The organism is Halobacteriovorax sp. RT-2-4, from assembly GCF_047085445.1.
Classification (GTDB): domain Bacteria; phylum Bdellovibrionota; class Bacteriovoracia; order Bacteriovoracales; family Bacteriovoracaceae; genus Halobacteriovorax_A.
The window spans coordinates 1,736,129-1,748,247 of the sequence record NZ_JBKIXY010000001.1 but is presented as its reverse complement, the minus strand read 5'-3'; the positions used below and the strand labels follow the sequence as shown (position 1 = coordinate 1,748,247).

The 12,119-nt window shown below is 36.3% G+C and carries 10 protein-coding genes; all 10 read left to right on the top strand.

Annotated features, from left to right (window positions below; genetic code table 11):
* Nucleotides 1-13 precede the first annotated feature (13 nt).
* The 10 genes from dnaK to nagZ all read left to right on the top strand — a co-directional run bounded on the left by dnaK (nt 14) and on the right by nagZ (nt 12,082).
* Complete coding sequence (gene dnaK / locus ACMAYL_RS08285; protein ID WP_103219282.1) at nt 14-1,930, top strand: molecular chaperone DnaK; 1,917 nt, start codon at nt 14-16, stop codon at nt 1,928-1,930.
* 63 nt (nt 1,931-1,993) lie between these two features.
* Nucleotides 1,994-3,139: a molecular chaperone DnaJ gene (gene dnaJ / locus ACMAYL_RS08280; protein ID WP_103219283.1), complete on the top strand. Its 1,146-nt coding sequence runs from the start codon at nt 1,994-1,996 to the stop codon at nt 3,137-3,139.
* 127 nt (nt 3,140-3,266) lie between these two features.
* Entirely contained in the window at nt 3,267-5,270 is a 2,004-nt protein-coding gene (locus tag ACMAYL_RS08275; protein ID WP_103219284.1) for a penicillin-binding protein activator, read from the top strand.
* A 318-nt stretch (nt 5,271-5,588) separates the two neighbouring features.
* Entirely contained in the window at nt 5,589-6,668 is a 1,080-nt protein-coding gene (locus ACMAYL_RS08270) for an AMP nucleosidase (protein WP_103219285.1), read from the top strand.
* A gap of 21 nt (nt 6,669-6,689) precedes the next feature.
* Nucleotides 6,690-7,730: a rod shape-determining protein gene (locus ACMAYL_RS08265; protein WP_021266421.1), complete on the top strand. Its 1,041-nt coding sequence runs from the start codon at nt 6,690-6,692 to the stop codon at nt 7,728-7,730.
* A 19-nt stretch (nt 7,731-7,749) separates the two neighbouring features.
* The gene (locus tag ACMAYL_RS08260) at nt 7,750-8,541 is read left to right on the top strand and encodes a hypothetical protein (RefSeq protein WP_103219286.1); all 792 of its coding nucleotides are present in this window, start codon (nt 7,750-7,752) and stop codon (nt 8,539-8,541) included.
* A 3-nt stretch (nt 8,542-8,544) separates the two neighbouring features.
* Nucleotides 8,545-9,300: a hypothetical protein gene (locus ACMAYL_RS08255; protein WP_103219287.1), complete on the top strand. Its 756-nt coding sequence runs from the start codon at nt 8,545-8,547 to the stop codon at nt 9,298-9,300.
* Nucleotides 9,297-10,193: an ABC transporter permease gene (locus ACMAYL_RS08250; protein WP_103219288.1), complete on the top strand. Its 897-nt coding sequence runs from the start codon at nt 9,297-9,299 to the stop codon at nt 10,191-10,193. Before ACMAYL_RS08255 ends, ACMAYL_RS08250 begins: the two co-directional genes overlap by 4 nt.
* A complete protein-coding gene (locus ACMAYL_RS08245; protein ID WP_103219289.1) occupies nt 10,193-11,020 on the top strand; it encodes an ABC transporter permease in 828 nt (275 codons plus the stop codon). Before ACMAYL_RS08250 ends, ACMAYL_RS08245 begins: the two co-directional genes overlap by 1 nt.
* A complete protein-coding gene (nagZ, locus tag ACMAYL_RS08240; protein ID WP_412470985.1) occupies nt 11,021-12,082 on the top strand; it encodes a beta-N-acetylhexosaminidase in 1,062 nt (353 codons plus the stop codon).
* Nucleotides 12,083-12,119: the final 37 nt, after the last annotated feature.

Genomic DNA, 12,119 nt, shown 5'->3' with positions numbered 1-12,119 from the left:
AAAGGAGATTATAATGGGAAAAATTATTGGAATCGACTTAGGTACAACTAACTCATGTGTTTCTGTTCTTGAGAACGGAAAATACAAAATCGTAGCAAACGCAGAAGGACACAATACAACTCCATCTGTTATTGGTTTTGCAAACAACGGTGAAACTCTGGTTGGCCAAGTTGCAAAAAGACAAGCTGTAACTAACCCTTCAAAGACACTTTACGGGATCAAAAGACTTATTGGTCGTAAATTTGATACTCCAGAAGCAAAGTCATTCGCTGACGTAGCTCCATTTGAAATTTATGCAAATGATAATGGTGATGCATGGGTAAAAGTAGACGGTAAAGCAATGTCTCCTCAAGAAATTTCTGCGAAGGTTCTTCAAAAACTGAAGAAAGCGGCGGAAGATTACTTAGGTGAGACAGTGACTGAAGCTGTAATTACAGTTCCAGCATATTTTAACGACTCTCAAAGACAAGCAACTAAAGATGCAGGTAAAATTGCTGGGCTTGAAGTAAAAAGAATTATCAACGAGCCAACTGCTGCAGCACTTGCTTACGGACTAGAATCTAAGCAAGATAAAAACATTGCAGTATTTGACCTTGGTGGTGGTACTTTCGATATCTCAATTCTAGAGATTACTTCAGACGGTGTATTCGAAGTAAAAGCAACTAATGGTGATACATTCCTTGGTGGTGAAAACTTTGATGAAAATATCATTAACTTTCTAGCTGATGAATTTTTAAAGTCAGACGGAATTGATTTAAGAAAAGACCAAATGGCACTTCAAAGATTAAAAGAAGCTGCTGAAAAAGCTAAACATGAGCTATCGAACGTTAACTCAACAGATGTTAACCTTCCATTTATCACTGCAGATGCTTCTGGTCCAAAACACTTAAACGTAAACTTATCAAGAGCTAAGTTTGAGGCTTTAATTGCTGACCACTTAACTGCTCTTGCTAAGCCATGTTTAACTTGTCTTGAAGACTCTGGTCTTGAGAAGAGTGAAATTGATGAGGTAATCCTTGTTGGTGGTTCGACTCGTATTCCAGCTGTTCAAGAAAGAGTAAAAGAAATCTTTGGTAAAGAAGCTTCAAAAGGTGTTAACCCTGATGAAGTTGTAGCTGCAGGTGCTGCTATCCAAGGTGGTGTACTAGCTGGTGACGTAAAAGACGTACTACTACTAGACGTAACTCCACTAACTCTAGGGATTGAGACTCTGGGTGGTGTAATGACTCCACTTATTGAGAAGAACACGACTATTCCTTCGAAGAAGTCACAAACTTTCTCAACTGCTGTAGACAACCAACCAGCTGTTACAATTCACGTATGCCAAGGTGAGCGTGAATTTGCTAAAGATAATAAGTCACTAGGACGTTTTGACCTAAGTGGAATTGCACCAGCTCCAAGAGGTGTTCCACAGATCGAAGTTACTTTTGATATTGATGCTAACGGTATTGTTCACGTTTCTGCTGTAGACAAAGCTACTGGTAAATCTCAAGAGATTAAGATTACTGCTGGTTCAGGTCTTTCAGATGAAGAAATTGAAAGAATGGTACAAGAAGCTGAAGCTAATAAAGAAGCTGATAAGAAAGCACGTGAGATCGTTGATACAAGAAACAATCTAGATGCACTTATCTTAAGCTGTGAAAAAATGATCAAAGACAGTGCTGATAAAATCTCTGAAGACGATAAGTCTAAGTTAGAAGCAGCAATTAATGAAGCTAAAGGCAAGCTTCAGTCTGAGAATCTTGATGAGTTAAAAGCAGCTCAGGAAGCTCTAACTAATGCTTCTCATGCAATTGCTCAACAAATGTATCAACAGCCAGGTGCTGAAGCAGGTGCACAGCAAGCTGGACCAGAAGGTGATGCAGGAGCAAACGCTGGTGCGAACAAGCAAGACGACGATGTTGTTGATGCTGACTTTAAAGAAGTTTAATTAGAAATATAGAATTGAAGGGAGCCCTGTGCTCCCTTTGTTCGTTAATAGAGAATTTTAAATATGAGTGATAAAAGAGATTATTACGATATTCTAGGCGTAGCAAAAGGTGCTGATAAGGCTGAAATTAAAAAAGCTTATCGTAAGATGGCCATGAAATATCACCCTGACCGCAACCCTGACAACAAAGAAGCGGAAGCAAAATTTAAAGAAGCTTCTGAAGCTGCAGAGGTTTTACTAGATGATGGAAAACGTCAGCGTTATGACCAATTTGGACATGCTGGGGTAAACGGTCAAGCTGGTGGCTTTGGCGGTGGTGGTTTCCAAGGTGGATTCGGTGACTTTGGCGATCTAGGAGATATCTTTGGTGATATTTTCGGTGACATGATGGGGGGCGGAGGACGCGGCCGTCGTGGTGGAAGACGTCGTTCTGGAATTCCTGGAAATGACCTTCAAATGACGGTAAGTGTGACATTCGAGGAAGCAGCATTTGGCGCCAAAAAGAAAGTCTCTATCAATAAAGAAACTACTTGTGAAACTTGTTCAGGCTCAGGTGCAAAAGCAGGATCTGAACCGACTACATGTGATATGTGTCACGGGGCAGGTGAAGTTCGTCGTCAACAAGGATTCTTCACTGTTGCTTCGACTTGTCCAAAATGTCAGGGTTCTGGAACAATGATCAAAGATCCTTGTGGAACTTGTCACGGACAAGGACGTAAGAAGAAGAAAGTTGAACTAGAGGTTACAATCCCTGCTGGTATCGACCATGGTCAGCGTCTAAAGCTTTCTGGGGAAGGTGATGCTGGTGCTCAAGGTGGACCAAATGGTGATCTTTATATAGTTGTTGATGTAAAAGAACATGAAATCTTTAAACGTGAAGGTTTTAATGTTCACTACACTGTACCAATCAGCTTCTCTCAAGCAGCTTTAGGTGCTGAAGTTGAAGTACCAACACTTGATGGAAAAGTTGTTGTTGATCTTCCTGCTGGAACTCAATCTGGTAAGAAGATGCGACTAAAAGGTAAGGGAATTCAAAAACTTGGTGGTTATGGCCAAGGAGATGCAATTCTTACTGTACATGTTGAGACACCAACTAAGCTTTCGAAAGAGCACAAGGAATTACTTGAGCAACTTGCTAAGCTAGAAGGTAAGCAGTGTCATCCAATGAGTACTGGTTTCATCGATAAAGTTAAAGAATTATTTAGCTAATTCTAATATATACAGGGGAGACTGAGTGAATTAGTCTCCCATGTTTATAAAATCCTAATATTTCTCCTGTTTTCATCTATCTATATTTCAAATAAAATAGACCATACAAAATTAAAAAAGGTCGACTATGTTTAAGTATATTTCTCTAATTTTAATCACACTACTTGTGAGTTGCGGTGGTATCCAAATGATCAACCGAGACACTTCACATCTTTATACAGAAAAGTTTTTAAAAGATTTTGATGTTGCAAAGAAGAGTTTCGTTGATGGGAATAAGGAATTAGCGCTAGGACAACTTAATGCAATTCAAGATGCAAAGTTAAGGCCGGCGGAACTTGCAACAAAAACAAATCTGATTGGTGTAATTAATTATTCAAATCAAAACTATGAACAAGCTATATTTCAATTTAATCTTGCTTTAAATAGTTCAGGAGAAGATGGGCAACTTAATGCTCAAATTAAGTTAAATCTAGCAAGCAGTTACTATAAATTAGGAGATCTAGAAAATACATTCAAAACTCTTGATGGGACTGACTCAAGATGGCTTCTTAATCGTGATTTAGAAAATTTTCATAAATTACGTTATCGCGTTTCAAAGGAGCTTGATTTTCAAGCAGTAGCACTCGATTCTCTACTTTGGCTAAATTCTGGTGCCAATACTGTGGATGAATTAAAAGAGAAAAAATTCTATGGTCAACTTGTTACACAATACTTCATCGTGGATCAAGCTGAGCGAGTGCGTTTAGTTCAGGACTTTAAACAAGGAAAAGATTTTGTTTGTGCTTATCTTTCTTATTTAGAAATTGAGCAACTTATCAATCAAGGAAATAAGGGAAAGGCACAAGAAGTTGGAGACTGGGTTAAGTCTAACTACAATATGTTTCCTGAAGTCATTGCTCTTGTAATGGCACGTTTTGAAAACCTTAAGAAATATAGCAAAATTAACCTTCGCTCAATTGGTGTTGTTCTTCCTCTTACTGGTGATAAAAGTAAATTTGGTAAAAGAGCACTTGCAGGTATCGATCACGCTGTTAGAAAGTATAACGAACAGAATGCTAAGAAACCAAATTTTCAACCTATTCAAATTAAAATCTTTGATAGTATGGGAAGTGCAATTGTAGGTAAGGAAAAGGTTCGTGAGATGATTGAAAGAGAGAATTCTTCAATTATTATCGGTGGACTTTTAAAAGATGAAGCTAAAGCAGAATATGAAGCTGCGAGAAAGTATGGTGCATTCTTTATTTCTCTTTCTCAAATCTATGCGAGTAAAGATGATAAAGGCCACCTTCTAATTGAAGTTCCTGGTTCAGTAGAATCACAAGTTTCTTTATTATTCTCTGAAAAGTACTTATCAAAATTTGGTAACAAAGTATCTATCATTTATCCAAATACAGATACTGGTTATTCATATGTTGATTCGGCATGGAAGATGGCCGAAAAAGCAGGTGCTGAAATTGTTAGTATTCAATCATTTGATACTAATCAGACTGACCACAGATCAACAGTAGCAAAAATTCTTGGTCTATACTTTACACGTGAAAGACAAGAGGAGTTTGAACTTCTAAAGTCTGTTCATAAATTAGAAGGCAATACATCAATTAGACGAGTACAAACACTTGGTCCAATTGTGGACTTCGATTGGGTTCTACTTCCAGCGGCACCAAATGATGCTCTACAGTTAATCCCGTCTTTTAATTACTATGATGCGTTTAATGTAACTTTAGTTGGTGGACCTAATTGGCGCTCTAGAAGAATCTCTAGAGAAACTTCTAAGCTTGGAAAACTATTCTTTGTCGACTCAGAAGTACCAAAAGGTGATTCTGGATTTGTATCAAGTTATCAGTCACGCTATGGCCAACGTCCAGGTGTTGTTGAAATTCTTGGTTTTGAAGGTATGGCACTAGCAGCGAATGTTCTATCGTTAGGTGATTTTACAAGCCGCGATGAACTGGAGAAAACGTTAGTTGATGCTAAGAAAGTTGCTGGTATTACTGGTTCTTGGAGATTAGAAGACGACGTGTGGATGAAGGACATGAATCTCATGAGCTTATACCGTGGTCGCTTAAATAAAGTGAATTTGACTAGTGAAAAACCGAATGAAAAATCAGTTGAAGAGGAAGTAAGTAACTGACGCTTAAGCGCCAGTTATATTACTTCTTAGCAGCGTTGATTCTGCGTAAAATTCTTGCTTTTTTCTTAAGTTGAGCTTTTCTCTTACTCATTTTAGCAATAGTTTTCTTTCTACCTGCACCCATAATCTTTCCTTTTGCGTAGTGTTAGAAAATAGTCTCGTTATACTAGAAAAAAATATCGAATTTGACAAGGGCCAAGTCATATTTATAGGTATGCGCGGTGTTTAATCTGTTATTAATGGTTGTCAATAAAATGAGCTAAATGGTACATTTTACATATATAAGCAAACGGATTGCTAATCAAAAGGTATAATGGAATGTGCGCTGCAAAGAAAAAAGTAGCAGCTAAGAAGAAAGCTGCGAGCAAAACGACGAAAAAAATTACAAAAAAAGTAACTAAAAAGAAGGCCAGCAAGAAAGCTGCAAAGCAGTCAGTGAAGAAAGTTGCAAAGAAAGCGACAAAGAAAAATTCTTTACGTAAGACAAGCTCGGCTTCTCATGCAAGCTTATCAACTGCATTTGTTGATGAACTTTCACTAAATAATAAATCTAAATCTCCAGAGCTAGGTGCTAACCTTGAAATGAAAAAGGCTGCTTTAAGAGCACGCCGTATTCACTGGAATGAAGATAAGCGCAAGATTGCAATTGATATGATTGAGCGCTACACGGGTCACGACTTTAGGGACTTCCAACAACAAATTATTCTTACTAACTTCCATTACTATGTTGAGAGATTCAACGCATTATTAGATGACCATGTTTATACTCAAGGTTCAGCTTTTAAAGCTTCAAGTTCTAAGAAAGCAAAAGTAACGATTATTGAGTTTGGTGTTGGTGCTGCCATGGCCGCGCTTATCGGTGAGCTAATTTCAGTAATTCATCCTAAAGCAGTACTATTCTTAGGACTTGCAGGTGCTGTTCATCCATCGTTAAAAGTGGGTGACTTCGTTCTTCCTATCGCTTCAATTAGAGCAGAAGGTGTTACTGAGCACTTTCTTCCTAGGGAAGTTCCTGCCCTTCCAACATTTAAAGTACAAAAATTTGTTTCTCAAATATTATTAGAGCATGGGCATGATTACCGTACTGGAACGATCCACTCTACAGATTACCGATTCTGGGAATTTGATGATCGTTTTAAAGAGCGTTTAATCGAACAAAGGGTACTTGCAGTTGAAATGGAAACAGCGGCACTTTTTGTTTCTTGCTTTGTGAGTAAGGTAAATATCGGAGCATTACTTTTAATCTCTGATTGTCCAATGACTAAGGATGGTATTAAAACGAAGAAGTCTGCAAAGTCTGTCTTCAAGAAATATACAGATATTCACATCGAATTAGGGATTGAAGCTATGGCAGACATTGCTGAGCGTGGTGAGAATATCAGACACTATCATTGGTAAAATTTTATAAAGGAATATGAAATGTTAAAGCAATTTTTTAATTTCTTCTCAAACGATCTCGCGATCGATTTAGGTACAGCGAATATTCTTGTATACGCTAAGGACAGAGGGATCATCGTGAATGAACCATCTGTAGTTGCGGTACACCAAGGATATAAGGGTACTGGATCAAAGGTTCTAGCTGTTGGTGCGGAAGCTAAGCAAATGCTTGGTCGTACACCAGGGTCTATCCAAGCGATTCGTCCTATGAGAGATGGAGTAATCGCAGACTTTGAAGTAACTGGTGCCATGCTTAAGTACTTCATCCAAAAATCACTATCAGGTTCAAAGCTAGTAAAGCCAAGAATCATTATTTGTATTCCTTTCGGTATTACTCAAGTTGAAAAACGTGCAGTAAAGGAATCTGCTGAACAAGCAGGTGCTCGTGAAGTTTACTTAATTGAAGAGCCAATGGCCGCTGCAATTGGTGCAGGACTTCCAATTACTGAACCTTCAGGAAATATGATTGTTGATATTGGTGGTGGGACAACTGAAGTTGCAGTCATTTCACTTGGTGGTATCGTTTACTCTCAATCTGAAAGAGTTGCAGGTGATAAGTTTGATGAAGCAATTGCTTCTTACATCAAGAAAAAATACTCATTATTAATTGGTGAAAGAACTGCAGAACAAATCAAAATGTCGATTGGTAATGCATACCCATTTGATGATGAAGTAAGAACATATGAAGTTAAGGGCCGTGACCTAGTTGCTGGTGCTCCTAAAATTATCGAAGTTACTTCTGACGAAATCAGAGATGCACTTTCTGATCCTATCGCTGAAGTAGTTGAAGCAATTAAGACTTCATTAGAAAAAACTCCTCCAGAACTAGCTGCCGATATCGTTGATAACGGAATCATTCTAGCTGGTGGTGGTTCTCTTCTTGCAAACCTAGATGTTTTAATTAAAGAAAGAACAGGTCTTCCAGTTGCTCTTGCTGAAGATCCATTAACATGTGTTGTTCGTGGATGTGGTAAGGCACTAGAGTCAATCGATCTTTTAAAACAAGTAGCGACTCTATCATAAGTCGAAAATAGGTTTACAATTGAATTCTCAAAATCTTTTTATCGAATTAGAGCTCTCTGATATAAAACTAAAAATCAGGGAGCTCATTGCCACAAAGAGTAAATTAAAAATTTGGACTAACTCACAGCAGGTAGCTTCTGTTGAGATTTTTGCGATTGAAGAAGATACTCTTATTGTAGATGATAATCACGCTCTTGATGGAGTCGTGATGGCGAACTTTAGCCTTCGTTATATGAGCTACTTTTTTAAAGGTGTCATTGAAGGTGGTAATCTAAAAATCGAAGGGAAAGTATATCGAAGTGAAAGAAGAGGGGATATGAGATTTAATGTCTCATATATGACATCTTCATATCTATATTTTGATGCAGTCGAAGAAGATACACCGTCTGCAGATAATGTACTTCAATTCAATAAATCTAAAAATAAAGAGGACTCATTCATTAAAGACTTTTCTTATTCGATGAATGATTTTCCAGAGCTAAGAGGTGCAAAATTAATTGATATCTCAAGTAATGGTGCTTCTTTTGTAATGTCTCTTCAAGACTTTAAAAATTTCTCTAACAAAAAGTTTTCAATGGGAACTCTAGTTTTAGAGAAAAACTCATATGATATTTCAAATATTCAAAAAGTTTACGATATTGATTATGTAAATTTCAGACTTGATAATATTCCGATGAAGAAAATTGGGATTAAGTTTGAAAGTAATGGAGATTTAGATTCATACTTAAAAGAGCTTGATGATAAATCTATAATTTTAACTTCACTTGATGAGGAATTTAATAAGTATATTAATCAACAAATAGAGGAGTAGTTTATGTTGCGACCTCTTGGTGTGCTTTTTTTATTTTTAATTACTTCATGTAGTATACTGAAAGAAGATATTAATGATCAGCTATCGGCCAGTGCTAATCAGTATAAGCAATTGGAAGTCAGTGGTGAATATCTTGTTGATACAATGTCAGGATTCAATAAGAATCGTGAATATGTACGAAAAACTCAAATCATTTCACCTGTAAATAAATCCAAAGTTTATGAAAAGACAATTGTAATCTCTAAGCAAAAGAAGATTGCTAAGGATGTATTCTTTTTAGTTCCAATTAAATACGAATCCACTTTTTTCTTGAATAATGATATTTACACCGTGAGTGGTCAGATTGATTTAAAAAGTAGAAAGATTTTTTATAATCTGAATTCTCCTGAATATAAGTGGCTTGGACAGCGTGAGTATGATGTTCCTAAAAATGTTAAGGCCATATGTTTCTATGCATCTATTGTTGAGTGTGCAAAGGTTTCGGGCTTTATTAAGAAGGCCATTGATAAAAAGAATGGAGACATGAATTTTCATATTCTTTGGGAAAGCTTTCCATATTTCCAAGAACAATATTTAAATATACCAAAAGAGATTTTATCTGAAGCAAGATTGAGTTTTGATGATTTCGATAAGAATGGAAATTATCGTTTTCTTTTATCAGCTGGCGGACAAGAACAAGTATATATATTAAATAAGAGTTTAGATGTTGTTGGTCACTACTGGGCATCTCAAGGTCTATCAAAAGAGTTGGTAAAATGAAATTATTCTTAAAGTCATTTTTGACATTATTCTTTGCTATCACGACAATTTTCTTCGCGTTGAGATTAACTCCGGGGGATCCAGTCGAAAGACTTCTTGGTCCTGAAGCAAAAGTAGAAGAAATTCAAAAATACCGTGCTGAGCTTGGCTTAGATAAAGGTTTAGTTGAGCAATACGTTGATTTTGCAAAAGGTATTATTACTTTAGATTTAGGTAAATCATTCTTTAAGAAAGATCCTGTTGTGAAATTAATAAAAGATAACTTGCCTCCAACAGTTATTTTGGCACTAGTGTCGATATTAATATCAACTCCTATAGGAATTGGCATAGGTGTTATCTCTGCGATAAAAAAATCTCAATTACCTGATACCGCAATTCGAGTTGTCACACTAACTCTACTTTCATTTCCAATCTTCTCACTTGCGCCACTACTTGTTTTAGTTTTTTCTATCAAACTCGGTATATTCCCAGTTTCGCAATGGACTTCTATAAAGCATATGATTATTCCAGTTACAACTTTAGTATTACCGCTGTCATCTGTAATTGTAAGGGTTATGAGGAATAAGTATCTTGAAGAAGAGTCACAACTATGGGTCTTAGTTTTAAATGCTAAAGGCTTATCTAATTCAGCAATAGTCTATCGTCTTGTGAAAATTTGTATGCCAACGATTTTAAATGTAGTTGCGATTCAGTTATCCGTTGTTCTTGCTGGTACGGTTATTACAGAAACTATTTTTGATATTCCGGGTTTAGGCTCTCTTTTATTTGAAGCAATAAATAATCGTGACTATCCACTTGTTCAGGGAATTATTGCATACTCTACAGTTATCTATATGCTCGTTTATGTATTAGTTGATTACTTAAATGAAAAGATTGATCCAAGGATAGGTTAATGAGAAAGAAGAAAATAAATAATGAAATGATCTTCGGTGGCTTTATTCTATCAATTTATATTATGTGGGCAGTCTTGTGGCTACTAATGAATGGATTTGATTATACTCCATCAAGTATTATATCTCATGAATTATTTAAGCCTTTTTCACATGACTATTTTTTAGGTACTGATATTAATGGTAGAAGTTTATTTAAAGTACTAAGTGTCGGTCTTATCTATACAGTAGGTATTTCATTACTTATTAGTTCAAGTGCATGTTTAATCGGTATAATTATTGGATATCTTTCTGCGATAAAAATAAAGTTTGTGTCCGAAATAATGGATATGTTTACTAATTTAATTTTTATTTTTCCTAGTATTTTACTCGCCATTCTTGTTATGTCTTTTTCTGGGCAATCATTTACAGGATTGGTACTTTGTTTAATTTTTACTTCATGGCCTGGTTACGCTCGTATTGCTCGCGGTGAGACAATGCGTGTTTTAAATTTAGGATATGTAGAAAGTGCTAGAGCAATTGGTGTAAGTGAATTTCGTTTATTTTATAAGTCAATTTTACCAAGTATTGTGCCAGTTATTTCCATTCACTTTGTTCTTGGAATAAGTGGAGTTATAATTAGTGAAGCTAGTTTAGGATTCCTTGGATTAGGGGCAAGTGAATACTCGTGGGGAGCAATCCTTGCTATGGCGAAGTTAGTTTTATTAGAAGCACCTCATGTTGTTATCGTGACGAGCTTACTAATGACTGGTTTAATTATTTCGTTAAATCTTTTTGGCGATGGCCTTAGAGATTACTTAGATCCAAAACTTAAAGGTAAAGGCAAATAGATGAATAATATATTAGGTCAATTATTTATTACTGGTATAAGTGGTACACAGTTAACGACTGAGGAAGAAAATTTCATTCAAAAAGAAAATATTGGTGGAGTTATTCTTTTTAAACAAAACTATGAGTCACCAGCTCAATTGGCAGAATTAATTAATAATATTCAATCATTAAGAGATAATTATCCACTCTTTATCGCAACAGACCACGAGGGTGGAAGAGTACAGAGATTTCGTGAAGGCTTCACTGTAATTCCACCAATGCTAGATGTTGCAAGAACAGATTCACCAAAATTATGTTTTGAAATCTCTCAGCTAATGTCTAATGAGTTACTAAGTTGTGGTGTTAATCTTAATTTGGGTCCAGTTTGTGATATTTTCACGAATCCAAAAAATACTGTTATTGGTGATCGCTCATTTGGTGATAACGCCGACGAAGTCACTAAGTTTGTTTCGGCCATAATTCGCGGTCAGCAAACAAGTGGGATTATGTCATGTGCTAAGCACTTTCCGGGCCATGGTGATACTTTAGAGGATTCGCACTTTAAATTACCTGTTGTTAATAAGTCGCTAGAAGAACTGAGAGAAAGTGAATTTATTCCATTTGTAAAAGCAGTAAAAGCAAGAGTGGACTTTGTCATGATGGCCCACTTAAAAGTCGACGCAATTGATCCAGAAAATATTTGTACATTTTCAAAAAAAGCATATGAACTAATCCGTGAGGAACTGCGCTTTAAAAAAGTTATCATAACTGATGATATGGAAATGAAGGCCATTTCAGATGAAATTACAATCGGCGAAGCAGCTCTTAAAGCTCTAACAGCTGGAGCAGATGTAGTGGAATATCGTTCTTTTGAAGCTTGTCGCGAAGCCTATACATATGTGAAGCAAGCTCTTGAAGCTGGTGATATTGATAAAGTTGATATCTCTCAAAAATATGAACGTGTCTTAGAGCTTAAGAAAAAATACCTATCAAATTACTCACCTACTTATATTCCAGATGTTGCTGGTAAGGTTGGTACTCGTGAGAATTTATCTATTGTTGAGCAGGTTAATCAAGGTTAGCACATAGGGCCAATATTGCCTCTAACTGCTTGAAATC